This is a genomic window from Pseudarthrobacter sp. NPDC058119 (assembly GCF_042884655.1).
Lineage (GTDB): Bacteria > Actinomycetota > Actinomycetes > Actinomycetales > Micrococcaceae > Arthrobacter.
The window spans coordinates 278,987-293,629 of sequence record NZ_JBHVTN010000004.1; the positions used below are offsets into that span (position 1 = coordinate 278,987).

Annotated in this window: 15 protein-coding genes; 8 read left to right on the forward strand and 7 right to left on the reverse strand. The window is 66.2% G+C overall.

Annotated features, from left to right (window positions below; all coding sequences use genetic code 11):
• Positions 1–318 precede the first annotated feature (318 nt).
• Positions 319–1,665, forward strand: a complete 1,347-nt coding sequence (locus ACFVTD_RS11295; RefSeq protein WP_387562448.1) for a hypothetical protein — start codon at positions 319–321, stop codon at positions 1,663–1,665.
• A 25-nt stretch (positions 1,666–1,690) separates the two neighbouring features.
• Here ACFVTD_RS11295 and ACFVTD_RS11300 read toward each other — a convergent pair whose 3' ends face one another.
• On the reverse strand, positions 1,691–2,590 hold the full coding sequence (locus tag ACFVTD_RS11300; RefSeq protein ID WP_387562451.1) for a hypothetical protein: 900 nt from the start codon (positions 2,588–2,590) through the stop codon (positions 1,691–1,693).
• Between the two features lie 219 nt (positions 2,591–2,809).
• Positions 2,810–3,235, reverse strand: a complete 426-nt coding sequence (locus ACFVTD_RS11305) for a phage holin family protein (RefSeq protein WP_387562454.1) — start codon at positions 3,233–3,235, stop codon at positions 2,810–2,812.
• A gap of 107 nt (positions 3,236–3,342) precedes the next feature.
• Here ACFVTD_RS11305 and ACFVTD_RS11310 point away from each other — a divergent pair, with 107 nt between their 5' ends.
• The 5 genes from ACFVTD_RS11310 to ACFVTD_RS11330 all read left to right on the forward strand — a co-directional run bounded on the left by ACFVTD_RS11310 (position 3,343) and on the right by ACFVTD_RS11330 (position 8,922).
• The gene (locus tag ACFVTD_RS11310; RefSeq protein ID WP_387562457.1) at positions 3,343–4,461 is read left to right on the forward strand and encodes a histidinol-phosphate transaminase; all 1,119 of its coding nucleotides are present in this window, start codon (positions 3,343–3,345) and stop codon (positions 4,459–4,461) included.
• A gap of 149 nt (positions 4,462–4,610) precedes the next feature.
• Complete coding sequence (gene pdhA / locus ACFVTD_RS11315; RefSeq protein ID WP_387562459.1) at positions 4,611–5,843, forward strand: pyruvate dehydrogenase (acetyl-transferring) E1 component subunit alpha; 1,233 nt, start codon at positions 4,611–4,613, stop codon at positions 5,841–5,843.
• Positions 5,843–6,823 (forward strand): alpha-ketoacid dehydrogenase subunit beta, encoded by a 981-nt coding sequence (locus tag ACFVTD_RS11320; protein WP_387562462.1) that lies wholly within the window; start codon positions 5,843–5,845, stop codon positions 6,821–6,823. Before pdhA ends, ACFVTD_RS11320 begins: the two co-directional genes overlap by 1 nt.
• A gap of 7 nt (positions 6,824–6,830) precedes the next feature.
• Positions 6,831–8,288 (forward strand): dihydrolipoamide acetyltransferase family protein, encoded by a 1,458-nt coding sequence (locus tag ACFVTD_RS11325; RefSeq protein WP_387562465.1) that lies wholly within the window; start codon positions 6,831–6,833, stop codon positions 8,286–8,288.
• Between the two features lie 16 nt (positions 8,289–8,304).
• Positions 8,305–8,922 (forward strand): phosphatase PAP2 family protein, encoded by a 618-nt coding sequence (locus ACFVTD_RS11330; RefSeq protein ID WP_387562468.1) that lies wholly within the window; start codon positions 8,305–8,307, stop codon positions 8,920–8,922.
• A 29-nt stretch (positions 8,923–8,951) separates the two neighbouring features.
• On the opposite strand, the gene ACFVTD_RS11335 is transcribed toward ACFVTD_RS11330, so the two are convergent.
• The 5 genes from ACFVTD_RS11335 to ACFVTD_RS11355 all read right to left on the reverse strand — a co-directional run bounded on the left by ACFVTD_RS11335 (position 8,952) and on the right by ACFVTD_RS11355 (position 12,658).
• On the reverse strand, positions 8,952–9,287 hold the full coding sequence (locus tag ACFVTD_RS11335) for a hypothetical protein (protein WP_387562471.1): 336 nt from the start codon (positions 9,285–9,287) through the stop codon (positions 8,952–8,954).
• A gap of 175 nt (positions 9,288–9,462) precedes the next feature.
• Positions 9,463–9,891 (reverse strand): universal stress protein, encoded by a 429-nt coding sequence (locus ACFVTD_RS11340; RefSeq protein ID WP_387562474.1) that lies wholly within the window; start codon positions 9,889–9,891, stop codon positions 9,463–9,465.
• A 44-nt stretch (positions 9,892–9,935) separates the two neighbouring features.
• Positions 9,936–11,228, reverse strand: a complete 1,293-nt coding sequence (locus ACFVTD_RS11345) for a PLP-dependent aminotransferase family protein (protein WP_387562477.1) — start codon at positions 11,226–11,228, stop codon at positions 9,936–9,938.
• Positions 11,229–11,298: 70 nt separating this feature from the next.
• Positions 11,299–11,931 (reverse strand): hypothetical protein, encoded by a 633-nt coding sequence (locus ACFVTD_RS11350; RefSeq protein WP_387562480.1) that lies wholly within the window; start codon positions 11,929–11,931, stop codon positions 11,299–11,301.
• A 169-nt stretch (positions 11,932–12,100) separates the two neighbouring features.
• Positions 12,101–12,658 carry an NAD(P)H-dependent oxidoreductase gene (locus ACFVTD_RS11355; protein WP_387562483.1) on the reverse strand — a complete coding sequence of 186 codons (558 nt, stop codon included), beginning with the start codon at positions 12,656–12,658 and terminating at the stop codon, positions 12,101–12,103.
• Positions 12,659–12,777: 119 nt separating this feature from the next.
• Here ACFVTD_RS11355 and ACFVTD_RS11360 point away from each other — a divergent pair, with 119 nt between their 5' ends.
• The gene (locus tag ACFVTD_RS11360; protein WP_387562486.1) at positions 12,778–13,401 is read left to right on the forward strand and encodes a TetR/AcrR family transcriptional regulator; all 624 of its coding nucleotides are present in this window, start codon (positions 12,778–12,780) and stop codon (positions 13,399–13,401) included.
• A gap of 258 nt (positions 13,402–13,659) precedes the next feature.
• Positions 13,660–14,643 (forward strand): ABC transporter permease, encoded by a 984-nt coding sequence (locus ACFVTD_RS11365; protein WP_387562489.1) that lies wholly within the window; start codon positions 13,660–13,662, stop codon positions 14,641–14,643.

The window sequence follows — 14,643 nt, forward strand, 5'->3', positions numbered from 1 at the left end:
GGGAGGCTGGGGCGAAAGCGGGGACGGTCCGATGGACGGGATCTGGGGGAACGGGCTGGCTGTCAGCGTTGGGGTCCAGGAGGTGGGCAGGAAGGTGTCGGAGTGCTCGGACAGGACTGAAGAAGTGATGGCCGGGTTTCACGAGATCCAGTTGGTGGACTGGGAATCACCGGCCGGGCAGGCTTACCGAAACTCCGTCAGCCTGCAGGCGGTGGCGCTGCGGAGGGCGCTGGACCGGATCCGGGAAGCTTCTGCCGCAGTGGCTGCGCATGCCAGCGCAGCTTTGACATCCGATTGTTCACCCGACTGGCGGTTGTGATGGCTGACGTCACGCCGTCCGGATCGGGAGGACCCATCCGGGTCTTGCCGCCACCTCCCGACGGCAACCTCACAGTCTCCGGCGGGGTGGGCGGCATTACTGTCCAGCTGGACGAGCTTGACCAGGGAGCTGGAAGGCTCGACCTGCTCGCCGAGCGGCTGGCAGCCATCGAGGCTGGACTCTTCGCCGCCTGGCAGGAGCTTGGCGCGCACCAGAACCAACCGCGAAGTACGGGAACCGCCGCTCTCATGGCAGTGTGGGAGGCGAAGGACGCCGTCCAGGAGGTCCACCGGGAACTGCGGCGGATCAGCGGCCAGGTGCGCAGCTGCAGGCGCGAGTACGAGATAGCTGAATCCGCTGCCCATCTTCAGTGGAGGCTCGGCCTCTCAGATCCCGACGTTGAGTTCCAAAAGCACGTGGACTTCTGGCGGACCGGGTTCCTGAACGGGGATGCCACTGAAATGCTGGCGGCAAATGCCGTGCTGGTCCTTCCCGCGATCAAGCCCTTGGTCGAAAAAAATATCCCCTCACTGCGGACGGGGACGGTGACGGCAACCCGGGAAGAGAGTGTGCCTATTGATCTGGATGCCAGTCCTGCCGGGCTGCTTAAGCGGGTGCAGCTGATCGAGGCCCGCGGAAGCGGCTACGTCGAAGTCATTGAAGTGGATGCCGGCGGAAGGAAGGCCTACGTTGTGGTGGTTCCCGGGACCCAGGTCAATGAATCCGACGGTGGAACGAATCCCTTTGATCTGGGGGGAATCGTGGACGGCATGGGAGGACAGTCCGAACAAGTGAATGCCGCTGTCATCCAGTCGCTGCGTGCTGCCGGGGCGGAACCCGGGGCGGACGTGGTTGCTGTCGGCTACAGCCAGGGTGGCATCCATGCAATGAATCTGGCCGCTGACGAAGGCTTCCTCCGGGATTATCGACTCAGATACGTCCTGACCGCCGGGTCGCCGGTCTCGCGCATCACGCCATCCCCCGATGTCAGCACCCTTCACTTGGAGCACCGAACAGACTGGGTACCCGGCAGCGATGGCATGCCGAACCGGGACGCCAGGAACCAGGTCACCGTAACCATGACCAACGACCTCTACGTGCGCGGCGGGGAAGACGCCGGGCTGGGCCCCGGGCACAGCCTCACGGGCTATCAGGAAGCGGCAAGCCTGGTTGGCGCCAGCAAGGATCCATCACTGGTCCAATCGACGGCGGTGTTGGACGGAGTGCTCGGTGCCGGAGGTGCGGCCACAGCCACCCGCTTTGCCTTGACCAAAACCCCGCCGCCGGCGGTCCCCAAGGACCGCAGGGACCCTTTTTCCGGGCGGCCACAACCGGGAGCCCGCTAGGTACTCTCGCCAAGCGCGGCAGGCGTCAGGAGATCAGTGCCGCGTGCAATTCCACGTACCGGCTGGAACGCAGCTTTTCGGGTTGCGGGGCGGGGGCAGCCGGCTGTGGGGCCGGTGGCGGGACGGCGGAAGGGCACCGGAAGTTGTAGTCGAGGTCGTTTTCCGTGAACTGCGTTGTGGTGACAGTTCCGCCGGCCGTCAACGGGGGAGCCCCGCAATACTCCTCTGCCGACTCTGCAGAGTAGGGGCCCGCCAGCCAGTTCTGGAGATTGTAGAGATTGCTGCCGGGACCGACGTCACCCACTATCCCGTTGAACTGATACCCGGTTGAATAGATCCCCACTTCCGCCCCGGCCGCCTGCAGGTAGGCCGTCATGCCTTCCAGTTCGGCTGCATTGACTGCCTTGTCCCACAGCCAGCTGTTTCCAAATTCCACATCCAGCCACCACATGCGGTGTATGTCCTGTCCCGCTGCCGCCAGGATGTCGGCTGCCCTGGCGGCCATGGCATAGCCATGCACGTAGGCGCAGGCAGGGGACGGCGTGCCGTCGCACAAACCATGCGGGTTGCTGACGGCAGTTTCCCCGTAGGTGTTCCCTTCCGGCCACCACAAAGACTCCGCAGGCCCGGTCGCGGCAGTGTTCACATATACTGCCGCCGGTGTGCCGCCTGCCGCCTCCGCACTTTGGCCCGCCCACGCCAGTTGGGCGGCCAGGCAGGGGTTGGCGGTATCGGGACGCCCGCCGTTCACCCCGACGATCGCGAAGGGCGGCGGCGCAGGAAGATCAGCGCCGCATTGCGGCCAGGAGATGTCATTGCCCAGCCCCGCCGGGCCGTGCGGCAGGCCTCCGGATTCCGCGCGTGCCGGGCCGGCTTGCCATGCCAGGAGCAGGCAGGCAGCGAGAAATATCCTGATGGGCTTCATACCTTGCCCCCAAAGTTCCGGAACTGACAGCGTCGGGCCGTGCTCGACCCGATGTGCAGCCTAGGCAGCCCCCGCGCAGGGGTCATGGGTGGCTGGTACTGAAGTTTTTGCTGCTGTTTCGGGGAACGGCACCTGATAGGTACCTGTTCGCCGGCCGCCGGCTACTTGGCGGCAGGGCGCCGTGGTGGCTTCTTCACATCGGAGGCGGTGCGGCCCGGGTCAGCGCCTGCCTCCCGGGAGCAGTCCCGCCACCAGGGACACCAGCGAGATGATGATCGCGGCCAGCAGCGCCGTCCAGAAGAAGGAATCAATGGTGAGGTGGACCGGCGTATAGCTGCTGATCCAGGCCGTCAGATACAGCATGGCCGCGTTGATGACTATGGCGAACAGGCCAAGCGTCAGGATGGTGATAGGCAGCGCGAGGAGGCGCACCAGCGGCCGCACGAAGGCATTGACGACGCCGAAGATGAGGCCGATGAACAGGTAGGCCAGGACAATCCCAATGGTTTCGGTGTCCTGTGAGATCCCGGTCCTGGCCACGGCGTCGGATGCTGCGGTGCTCGAGATGTCCATGCCCGGCAGGACCCAGCTGGCCACCCAGAGCGCAGCGGCGTTAACGACGACCCGAAGGATGAAGGAACCCATGCCACCATGCTTCCATACCGTTCCCCGGAGAACCTGGGGGGAACGGTATGGAATTTGTGCCCCGCATTCTCCGGATCCCTGCGGGAGCTGGACGTAGGCTAGAGGCCATGACTTCACCTGAAACCCGGGCGGGCGGAATTGCGCCGCGCCCGGTGCTGGACCGGCTGCCCCGCTACGCGGCAGGAAAGCCGCCGGCCGCGGTCAGCGGTCTGGCCAGCTACAAGCTGTCTTCCAATGAAAACCCGTTGCCGCCGATCCCGGCAGTACTGGAAGCCATCGCCAACCAGTCAGACTTCAACCGGTATCCCGATCCCCTGAGCAGCAGGCTTCGCGCGGCGCTCGCGGAATTTCTTGGTGTGCCCGCCGACGACATCGTCACCGGAGCGGGAAGCCTGGGGGCGCTGAACCAGATTCTGGCCGCCTTTGCCGGCCAGAACGAGGACGGGAAGGCGGACGAGGTGATCTATGCGTGGCGCTCTTTTGAGGCTTACCCGATCAGTGTTGGCCTGGCCGGCGCCGAAAGTGTCCAGGTTCCCGTCACGGCTGACGGGCGGCATGACCTCGCAGCCATGGCGGCGGCTGTGAGTGCCCGTACCAAAGTCATCCTTCTCTGCACACCTAACAACCCCACCGGCCCGGCCCTGGACACGGCCGAAACCGAAGCCTTCATCCGGTCCGTCCCGGCTGACGTGGTGGTGGTTATCGATGAGGCCTACCAGGAGTTTGTCAGGGCGGAAGGCGCCGTGGACGGAATCGCGCTGTACCGGAAATATCCGAACGTGGTGGTGCTCCGGACCTTCTCCAAGGCGCACGGCCTGGCAGGGCTCCGCGTGGGTTACAGCGTCTCCCACCCCGGGCTGACCCAGTACTTGAGGGTCGCCGCGACACCATTCGCTGTGTCCCAGATAGCCGAGCAGGCAGCGGTGGTGTCCCTGGCAAATTATGGCCTGGTTGTGGAAAGGGTACAAAAGCTCGTTGACGAGAGGGGCCGGGTGCTTAACGGCCTCAGGGACCTCGGCTGGAGCGTCCCCGACGCCCAGGGCAACTTCGTGTGGCTCGCGCTTGGGGCCGAAAGTGCCGCCTTTGCGGAGCTGGCGGGAGCGCGCGCACTGTCGGTGCGGGCCTTCGCCGGGGAAGGCGTGAGGGTCAGCATCGGAGAGCCAGAGGCCAATACGCGGTTCCTCCAATTGTGTGCCGACTATACAAAGGCGCCCGCAACTTCCTAGCACTTAACAAGTAGCCCTCCGGCTACTTACCGAAGATAAAGTTAGGATCAGTAAGCCAATATATATGCCGTGCCGGGAATGTATTCCGTTAGCGGCATATATCCCAGCGACATTGCATTGCATCCGGATGCGGCAAGCAAGGAGACGGTATGGGCACTCATCTGCCTTCCACCGAGTTCGACGGAACAGCGGTAGACGACCAGCGGGAAGCCGATGCTGAAGCCGTCATGGGTGAGCCCGCGGCACAGATGGTGCAGCTTCTCAATCCTGACGGGAAGCTGGGCACCGATCCTGTCTTCAGCGGCTACGCGGACAAGCTCACCGCGGATGACCTGCGCGGCCTGTACGCCGATATGGCCGCGATCCGGCGGTTCGACGTCGAAGCGACCGCCCTCCAGCGCCAGGGCCAGCTGGCCCTGTGGGTGCCGCTGACAGGCCAGGAGGCGGCGCAGATCGGTTCAGGGCGGGCCAGCCAGCCGCAGGACTACATCTTCCCCACCTACCGTGAGCACGGAGTGGCGCTTACCCGGAACGTGGACCTTGCCGAACTCCTGCGCCAGTTCCGGGGAGTCTCCAACGGCGGCTGGAACCCCAAGGACACCAATTTCCACCTGTACACGCTCGTCCTGGCCGCGCAGACCCTTCACGCAGTGGGATACGCCATGGGGATCCAGCGGGACCAGAAGCTCGCCGCCGCATCGAACACAGCAGGCAAGGAACCGGACGCCGCCGTCATCGCATACTTCGGCGACGGCGCCAGCTCGGAAGGCGACGTCCACGAATCCATGGTCTTCGCCTCCTCCTACAAGGCCCCCGTGGTGTTCTTCTGCCAGAACAACCACTGGGCCATCTCCGTGCCCACCAACGTCCAGACCCGCGTCCCACTCTCCAACCGCGCCAAGGGATACGGCTTCCCCGGCATCCGGGTGGACGGCAACGACGTGATCGCCGTGCACGCCGTCACCGAGTGGGCGCTGGAGCACGCCCGCCAGGGCAACGGGCCGGTCCTCATTGAGGCCTTCACCTACAGGGTAGGTGCGCACACCACGGCGGACGATCCCACCAAGTACAGGCATTCCGAGGAGGAAGACGCCTGGCGGGCCAAGGATCCCCTGGCCCGGCTGGAGAAGTACCTGCGGGCCGAAGGCCTGGCAGATGACGCCTACTTCGCCAAGGTCAAGGCCGACGGCGACGACCTGGCCGGCTACGTCAGGCGCACTGCCCACGATCTTGAGAACCCGGACATCCGGCAGGCTTTCGCCAACGTCTACCGGGAGGCCCACCCGCTGGTGGCCGAGGAACTGGCATGGTTCGAGGAATACAGCGCAGGATTCGCCGGCGGGGAAGAATCCGCCGGGCACGCAGCAAAGGCAGGCCACTGATGACCACAATGACCATCGCGAAGGCCATCAACGAGGGCCTTCGCGCCACCCTCGCCGCCAACCCCAAATCGTTGCTGATGGGCGAGGACATCGGGCCGCTGGGTGGCGTTTACCGTGTTACCGACGGACTGATCGGGGAATTTGGCCCGGACCGTGTGGTGGACACCCCGTTGGCCGAGTCCGGGATTATCGGCACCGCCATCGGCCTGGCCCTGCGGGGGTACAGTCCGGTCTGTGAAATCCAGTTTGACGGGTTTGTCTTCCCCGGCTTCAACCAGATCACCACCCAGCTGGCCAAAATCCATTCGCGGAGCAACGGCAACCTCAACGTGCCCGTGGTCATCCGGATTCCCTACGGCGGCGGGATCGGCTCCATTGAGCACCACTCCGAGTCCCCGGAGGCCCTGTTCGCCCATACGGCCGGGCTGCGCATCATCACCCCGTCCAACCCGCATGACGCCTACTGGATGATCCAGCAGGCCGTGGAGTGCCAGGACCCCGTCATCGTTTTCGAACCCAAGCGCCGCTATTGGCTCAAGGGCGAGGTGGACGTGGAGGCGCCCGGGCCGTCGGAGGATCCGTTCAAGGCCCACATCCTTCGGGAGGGTACCGACGCCACCGTTGTGGCCTACGGACCCCTGGTCCCCGTGGCGCTGGCGGCCGCCAATGCAGCGGAGGAGGACGGCCGGAGCATCGAGGTCATCGACCTCCGGTCCATTTCCCCCATCGACTTCGACACCGTCACCGCCTCCGTCCAAAAGACCGGCCGGCTGATCGTGACACACGAGGCCCCCACGTTCGGCGGAATCGGGGGCGAAATCGCCGCCCGGATCAGCGAGCGGGCATTCCACTCCCTCGAGGCGCCGGTGATCCGCGTCGGCGGATTCCACATGCCCTACCCCGTTGCCAAGGTGGAGGAAGACTATCTTCCGGACATCGACCGCATCCTGGAGGCGCTGGACCGCGCCCTCTCCTACTGAGGACACCATGACCCTTAACAAGTTCAACCTGCCCGACGTCGGCGAGGGCCTCACAGAGGCGGAAATCGTCTCCTGGAAGGTCAAGGCCGGCGACACGGTGGCCATCAACGACGTCATCTGCGAGATCGAAACCGCCAAGTCGATCGTGGAACTGCCGTCCCCGTTCGCCGGGACCGTCACCGAACTGCTGGTGGAGGAAGGGGTGACTGTCGACGTCGGGACCGCCATCATCAGCGTCAGCGACGAAGTCTCCGGCGACCCCACCCCCGCCGATGTCCGCGCACCCCAGGCCGCCGTTGCTCCTGTCACCCCCACCCAGCCGCTCTACGGCAAGCTGCCTGTGGACGCAGGGGAGGCGGGCGAAACCTCCAACGCACCCCTGGTGGGTTCCGGGCCGAAGGCCGACGCCGTCAAACGCCGGCCCCGGAAGACCGCGCCGTCCGCCGCCGTGACGGTAAACGCCCCCGAGGTCGAACCGGTCCAGCCCCGCACGCCGGCCGAAGTTGCCGCAGGCGCCCCTGCCGCCGTCGACACCCGGCCAACCCTCGGCGGCACCATCACGGGCCTGGTCAACCGGGTGCTGGCCAAGCCCCCGGTCCGCAAGATTGCCCGCGACCTCGGCATCGACCTCGCCGACGTCGTCGCCACCGGTTCGCGCGGCGAGGTGACCCGCGAGGACCTGGTCAGCTACCAGGCCCAGCGCGACGCCGAACTGGACAAAGCGGACGGCTTCTGGGGCGCGGCCGGAAGGCCGCAGGACCAGCGCGTGGAGAGCATTCCGGTCAAGGGCGTCCGCAAGGCCACGGCGAAGGCGATGGTGGAGTCCGCCTTCGCGGCACCGCACGTCAGCATCTTCGTGGACGTCGACGCCAGCCGCACCATGGAATTCGTCAAGCGGCTCAAGGCTTCCCGGGACTTCGAGGGCATCAAGGTGTCGCCGCTGCTTATCCTGGCCAAGGCCGTCATCTGGGCCGCGGCAAGGAACCCGAGCGTGAACGCAGCCTGGGTTGACAACGAAGACGGCAGTGCCGAGATCCAGGTCAAGCACTTCATGAACCTGGGCATAGCAGCCGCCACGCCGCGCGGCCTCATGGTGCCCAACATCAAGAACGCGCAGGACCTGTCCCTGAAGGAGCTGGCCCTGGCGCTGAACGACCTTGCCACCACGGCCCGGGCCGGGAAGACGCAGCCTGCGCAGATGCAGGGCGGAACCCTGACCATCACCAACATCGGCGCCCTGGGCATCGATACCGGCACGCCCATCATCAATCCGGGCGAGGTTGCCATCGTCGCCTTCGGAACCATCAAGCAGAAGCCGTGGGTCCTGGACGGAGAGGTGATTCCCCGGTGGATCACCACCCTGGGCGGATCCTTCGACCACCGCGTGGTGGACGGTGACCTGTCCGCCCGCTTCATGGCCGACGTCGCAGCCATCCTGGAGGAGCCTGCGCTCCTCCTGGACTAAGGCGCCGGTTCAGGAAGTGGCACTGGACAACGGGGCGATCCAGGCCAGGAACCGCACGGCCAGGTGGCTGACGGAGGTCTTCCAGCCGCCGGTGGTGGTTTCCCTGCAGTTGCTGATCAGCCCGCTGGCCCAGCCGGGCTTCCCGGGAACCATCGGCTACGGCGCGCTGGCGGCCCTCTTCGTGTGCGTGCTTCCGCTGGTGGTGCTGCTGGTCCTGGTCAGGCTGGGCAAAGTCACGGACCACCACGTCAGCGACCGGAAGCAGCGTGCACCCGTGCTGTTGATGGCGCTCGGGTGCATCGCCGTGGGGCTGCTGGTACTGGGTGCCGTGGATGCACCGGAGAGCGTTTTTGCGATGGTGCTGGCGGTGGTGGGCGGCGTGGCGGTACTGGCCGTGGTCAGCCCGTTCTGGAAGATGAGCGGCCACGCCGCTGCCGTGTCCTGCGCCGCCGTCGTATCGGTGTTGATGCTCGGCGCAGCGTGGGCACCGCTGCTGCTCCTGGTCCCGGCGGTCAGCTGGTCACGGGTGGTACTGCGGGCACATTCCCTGGCCCAGGTGGTGGCCGGATCGCTGTTCGGCGGCCTGGTGATGGCCGGGATCTGGTGGCTGCTGCAGGGCTGGCTGGTGGGCTAAGCCCCCGCGCAGCCGGGGGAATTGTTGGCCTAGTAGGCGGCGTATGCGGTGAAGGCTTCCAGGATGGCCGGGTCCGCGGTGGTTCCCAGCACAACAGCGGCGGCGGTCATCAGGCCGCCCATGAGCGCGGCCATGCCGGCCCAGGCGCTCAGGAGCTTCCAGTCTTCGCGCAGGACACTGCGCACCGTGGCGGGGAGCTGGAGCCCCGGGGTGATGAGGTTGGGCGCACTGTCCAGGCTGCCGTCGTCCAGCAGCGCAACCACACGGTCGTTGCTGCGGTCCACCCGCATGGAGCTGATGTGGTTGCCGTGGCGGGCCAGGAGGATGTCGTGGCCAACAAGCTGGCGGCGCTGCATGGTGATCAAGGGGAGCCCTTCGCTGGTGGGTGGATTCGTCAGTGTCCACGCCGTTGGGGGCCCATCCAATTTTATCGTTGCGCCAGCAGCTTAAAAGGTGATATGGCGGTGAGAACGGACACCACCCGCAGCGATATCCGCCACCACGGGTGGTGTCCTGCGTTACCCCACGGGGCTCCAGGGCCTAGTCTGCGTCGTAGGTGTTGGCGATATACACATCGCACGGCGCGTTGTGGGCCACGCTGTTTGCTACGCTGCCCAGGACCCGGCCGATGCCGTGCATGCGGCGGTTTCCCACCACGATGATGCGGGCATCCATGCGGACGGCTTCCTTGATGAGGGCATCTGCGGGCCGCCCGCGGGCTGCCGAATAGGTCACCGCGACGTCGCGGCCCAGGGATTCCGCCACGGTCCGCGCCACCTGTTCTGCGGCGTCGGCGTCGGAGACGATCCAGCGGTCGCTGCCGCTGCCGAAGACCTCGGTCCGGTCGCTGTCGAAGGCCGACACGACGTGCAGCGAAGCGTCCAGTCCTGCCGCGAGGTCTTTGGCCGATTCCGCCGCCCGCTTCGCGGTTTCGCTGCCGTCAACCCCTACAACGATGATTCCACCCATATGCATGCTCCTTTGCTCGGTCCTCGGCGTTCGTGTGGCTTACGCTACAGCGCAGCCATGGCTTCCTGCAGCACCGGCGCCAACCGGCGCACTCCCTCGGCGATGGCGTCGGGAGGGACGGCGCTGAAGGCGAGCCTCAGCTTGTTGGACGGCTCGTCCGACGGCGTGAACGCAGCACCGGGGATAAACACCACGCCGGCGTCGATCGCCTTGTGCAGCAACGGGTAGGTGTCGATGCCCTCCGGAAGCGTGACCCAGACGAAGAAGCCGCCCTGCGGGCTGGTCCAGGTGGTTCCGGCGGGCATGTATTCCTTGAGGGCGGCGAGCATGGCCCGGCACCGCTCGGCGTACAGGCCGCGGTAGGTTTCGATCTGGCCCCTCCAGTCGTAGTCGCGCAGGTAGGCGGAGACCAGCATCTGGTTCAGGGCGGGCGGGCAGAGCGTGACCGACTCCGCGGCGAGGTAGTAGCGGCGCTGCAGGTGTTCCGGCACCAGTGCCCAGCCGATCCGGAGGCCGGGCGCGAAGATCTTGGAGAAGGAACCGAGGTAGATGACGTCGTCCGGGTTGGCGGCGCGCAGCGGGGGCAGCGGCTCACCCTCGAAGCGGAGGAGTCCGTAGGGGTTGTCCTCCAGGACCAGGATATTCGCCCTGCGGCATATGTCGACCACCTGCTGCCGCCGTTCCCGGGCCAGGGTGATGCCGGAGGGGTTGTTGAAGTTAGGGATGGTGTAGAGGAACTTGATGCTCCTGCCGGCGAGCTGGAGCGCCGCGATCCGTGCCTCCAGCAGTTCCGGGACCAGGCCGAACTGGTCCATCTCCACCGTTTCCACCTGGACCTGGTACGCCTCGAAGGTGTTCAGTGCGCCGACGTAGGTGGGGTCCTCCACCAGGACCACGTCCCCCGGGTTGCAGAAAAGCTTGGTAGCAACATCCTGGGCGGACTGTGAGCCTGCGGTGACCACTACGTTCCGGGGGCGGGCGTCCAGGATGCCTTCGGCGGCCATGACCTCGCAGATCTGCTCCCGGAGCTCCGGGGTTCCCTGCCCGGCGCCGTACTGCAGGGCAGTGAGTCCGTCCTTGGCAATGATGTCCGCCGCTGTAGCTGACAGGCGGTCCAAGGGCAGTGACTGGAGGTACGGGCTTCCTCCCGCGAGGGACACCAGTCCCGGCCGCATCGAGATGTCGAAAACGTCCCTGACCGCGGACTGGCGGATGTTTGCCGCCCGCTCCGAGAACAGTTCCTCGTGGCGGTGGGCCGAGGTGGCGGCGCGCTCGATCGCATCGATGGCTTCGGCGGGCAGCGTTCCGGCGGAGGTGTCAAGTGTTTCGTGGGTCACAGAGTCAGGATACAGCCCTTTGTTGCTTCCAAGGCAACACCTGTTTATCGATGCGCCAGGAGTCGCGGGGCTACTTTTGGGCCAGGTACTCGGCCAGGATTTCGCCGTTGATATAGACCTCCGCCCTGATGGCACCCACCGCTTCAAGGGCCGTCTGGGTCAGCTGGGCCTCGATCCGTGGCGGATCGCAGGAGCCGCCCCGGTTCAGGGTTCCGGACAGGTAGACGGTGGCAGTGGTGCCGTCGAAGTTGCCCGAGAGGAACGTCAGCCGCGAGGTGGACAGGGCGTTATAGGAATTGCCGGGCTGCTGCCCACTGCCCAGCAGGGCACCGATCGCCGCCCCGAGCCGGGCGTTGCCAGCGGCAGCCGGCCGGGCGAAGCCAACCAGGCTGTCATTGCAGCCGAAGCGGATGCCGTTCCTGCCGCCGTCGTCCACCAGTACGAAGTAGGCCGTCACGGGCACAGCCGCGGAGCCGCCGCCGCCGGAGGGTGTCGGCGGGGAGGTATCCGGGGGATCGCCCGGCATCGTCGCGGGAAGGAGGGCCAGTGGGGCGGCGCTGGCTCCGTCACCGCCCGTGGTGGTGGTTGGTGCCGGCTCGCCGGGGTGAGGGGCGGGGAGGCTGCAGCCGGAGAACAGCAGCGCCAGGCAGCCAGCGGCAAGGATGCCGCACCCGCGGGTCCTCCAGTTCCGTTTTCTTGCCATGCGGCGCCGCAATCCGATCCGGTAGGTCCAGTGGATTAAAGCTACGGCGGTCGCTGGCGGCGGAGATGTCTGTGCGGTACCGGTTGGGACAAGACTTGGTCACGGGAGTCCGTGGACGTGGCAGCGCCCGGCACGCAAGATAGCGTGCCGGGCGCTGCGTTGCGGGGTGTTAGGCCGCCGGTGCCGCTGCCGCAAGGGCATCGAAGACGCCCTTGATCTGCTCCACGACCTCGGCGTCGTCCTTGGGGTGGACTTCAGCGAAGCGCACCATGGAACCGGGGACGGCGAGCTTGACGTCTTCCAGGATCTGAGCACCGGCGATCCCGGCGGCCTTGCGGGCTTCATCCTGGGCCCAGACGCCGCCGTACTGGCCAAACGCGGTACCGACGACGGCGGTGGGCTTGCCTGCCAGGGCGCCGGCACCGAAGGGCCGGGACAGCCAGTCGATGGCGTTCTTCAGGGCGGCGGGCACGGTGCCGTTGTGCTCCGGGGTAACCAGGAGGACGGTGTCCGCCTCTTCGGCTGCGGCCCGGAGGGCTGCTGCGGCGGCGGGTACCTGGCCCTCGATGTCGAGGTCCTCGTTGTAGAACGGGATGTTGCCCAGGCTCTCGTGGATCACCACGTCCACCTGCTCCGGGGCGTTGAGCTGGATGGCCTCGGCCAGCTTCTGGTTGGTGGACTCGGCGCGGAGGCTGCCGACAAGGGTAAGGACTGTGCTCTTGGTCATGGGAACTCCTGGCTAGGGGAACGGCGGGGGCCGCTTCGGTCAAACTTCCGGCTCGCAGAGCCTTCACCAGAATAAACGGACCGTAGTCCGTTTATATTCCCCGTGGCTACACTGTCTGTGTGAGGTCCATCCCAATGCGGCCGGGCATGGCCCCCGTGACTGCCGCGGAACGCAGCGACGCTGCCCGGAACCGTGAACGCCTGCTCCTGGCTGCACGGGAGTTGATCGAACAGGGCGGAGCGGCCGCGCTCACCATGGACCGACTGGCGGAGCAGGCCGGCGTGGGCAAGGGGACCGTCTTCCGCCGCTTCGGAAGCCGGGCCGGCCTGATGCTGACCTTGCTGAACGACTCGGAGGCCGCTTTCCAGGCCCGCTTCCTGTTTGGCCCGCCACCCCTGGGTCCGGGCGCCCCGCCGCTGGACCGGCTCATCGCCTTCGGGGCCGAGCGGATCGCGTACGTGGTGGAGTACGGGGAGTTGGTGCTCGCGGCCGGCAATGCTTCGAGGGGAAAATTCGAAGTCCCTGCTGCCGCACTCTGGGACCGGCACGTCGAGATGCTGTTGCGTGAAGCCGGTGCAGAATCCCCGGAGCCCTGGCTGATGGCCGGATCCCTCAACGCGACACTGGACCCCGAGCGGCTTCTGCATCTGATCCGTGAACATGGAGTCACATGCGAACGGCTGGCCGCTTCGTGGCGAGACCTTGTGACACGGGTTGTCACAGGCGCGAATAGTACGCGCTGAACAGACTTTGCGTCCAGTCACGCGGGCTTCACAGAACTATTCATAACGATCTGATACGGCGCGCCTCGTTTCAGGGGATTCCCGGGCTTTTCGGCTTGTGGCTTGTGATAGTTTCCTCTGGAATGTGACCCGCGACATAGTCCACCAGGACCTGCCCCCAGGGGCTGCGGGAAGCCAGCTACCCGCTGGTACAGGGGACCCGGTGAGGCGGCACCATCCGTGCTTGTCCGGGGAGGACGGAAGGATCCAGCAGCGCCCATGCTCAAGTACCTCGCCAAGCGCGGCCTCACGTATGTGGTCATGATCTTCCTCACCACGTCCGCCGGCTACTTCCTGGCAGTCAGCTCGCTCAAGCCGGCGCTGCTCGAACAGGAGCGCATCCCCCGGCCCACCCCCGAGCAGGTGGCCAACTCGATGCGGCTCAAAGGCCTGGACCCGGCGCTGAGCCCCTGGGAGCGCTACGTTGACTGGCTCACCGGCATCGTCACCCGGTGGGACTGGGGCCGGAGCCCCAACGGCGCCTATATCAACGCCGAGTTTGGGGACCGCGTCTGGATCTCCACCCGGTTGTTCCTGGCGTCCATCATCCTGACCCTGGTGATCGGCGTCGCGCTCGGCGTCTATTCCGCGGCACGCCAGTACAAGTTCCAGGACAGGGTCATCACTTCCTACAGCTACCTCGCCTACATCGTGCCGGCGCCCATCGCCTACTTCCTGGTCCAGCTGGGTGCCATCAACATCAACGAGTCGGTGGGCGACCGGATCTTCTTCGTCACCGGCATCTCCACCCCCGGCCTCGCCCCCGGCTGGGCCCAGTTCGTTGACATGCTGGCCCACTATGCGGTGCCCACGGTGGCCATCACCCTGGTGGGCTGGGGCGCCTACCAGATAGCGCAGCGGCAATACCTGCTGGACAACGTCAACGCGGATTTTGTCCGCACCGCGCGGGCCAAGGGACTGACCCGGAACCAGGCTATTGCCCGGCACGCGCTTCGGGTGTCCTTCATCCCGGTAGCCCAGAGCATCGCCTTCACCATCCCGGCCATCTTCGCCGGCGGCTTCTTCGCCGAGAAGATCTTCGCGTGGCCGGGCGTCGGCTCCTGGAGCATCGACGCCATCTCGCTGCAGGACGTCAACGCGGCCACGGCCACGCTCGCCTACGGCTCCGTGATCTTCGCCCTCGGCGCCATCCTCGCGGACTTCGCCACCACGCTTGTCGATCCGAGAGTACGGGTGCAGTAG

Coding starts and splice junctions, on each gene's coding strand:
- ACFVTD_RS11295 (WP_387562448.1), top strand. CDS start 319: ATGGCTGACGTCACGCCGTCCGGATCGGGAGGACCCATCCGGGTCTTG.
- ACFVTD_RS11300 (WP_387562451.1), bottom strand. CDS start 2,590: ATGAAGCCCATCAGGATATTTCTCGCTGCCTGCCTGCTCCTGGCATGG.
- ACFVTD_RS11305 (WP_387562454.1), bottom strand. CDS start 3,235: ATGGGTTCCTTCATCCTTCGGGTCGTCGTTAACGCCGCTGCGCTCTGG.
- ACFVTD_RS11310 (WP_387562457.1), top strand. CDS start 3,343: ATGACTTCACCTGAAACCCGGGCGGGCGGAATTGCGCCGCGCCCGGTG.
- pdhA (WP_387562459.1), top strand. CDS start 4,611: ATGGGCACTCATCTGCCTTCCACCGAGTTCGACGGAACAGCGGTAGAC.
- ACFVTD_RS11320 (WP_387562462.1), top strand. CDS start 5,843: ATGACCACAATGACCATCGCGAAGGCCATCAACGAGGGCCTTCGCGCC.
- ACFVTD_RS11325 (WP_387562465.1), top strand. CDS start 6,831: ATGACCCTTAACAAGTTCAACCTGCCCGACGTCGGCGAGGGCCTCACA.
- ACFVTD_RS11340 (WP_387562474.1), bottom strand. CDS start 9,891: ATGGGTGGAATCATCGTTGTAGGGGTTGACGGCAGCGAAACCGCGAAG.
- ACFVTD_RS11350 (WP_387562480.1), bottom strand. CDS start 11,931: ATGGCAAGAAAACGGAACTGGAGGACCCGCGGGTGCGGCATCCTTGCC.
- ACFVTD_RS11355 (WP_387562483.1), bottom strand. CDS start 12,658: ATGACCAAGAGCACAGTCCTTACCCTTGTCGGCAGCCTCCGCGCCGAG.
- ACFVTD_RS11365 (WP_387562489.1), top strand. CDS start 13,660: ATGCTCAAGTACCTCGCCAAGCGCGGCCTCACGTATGTGGTCATGATC.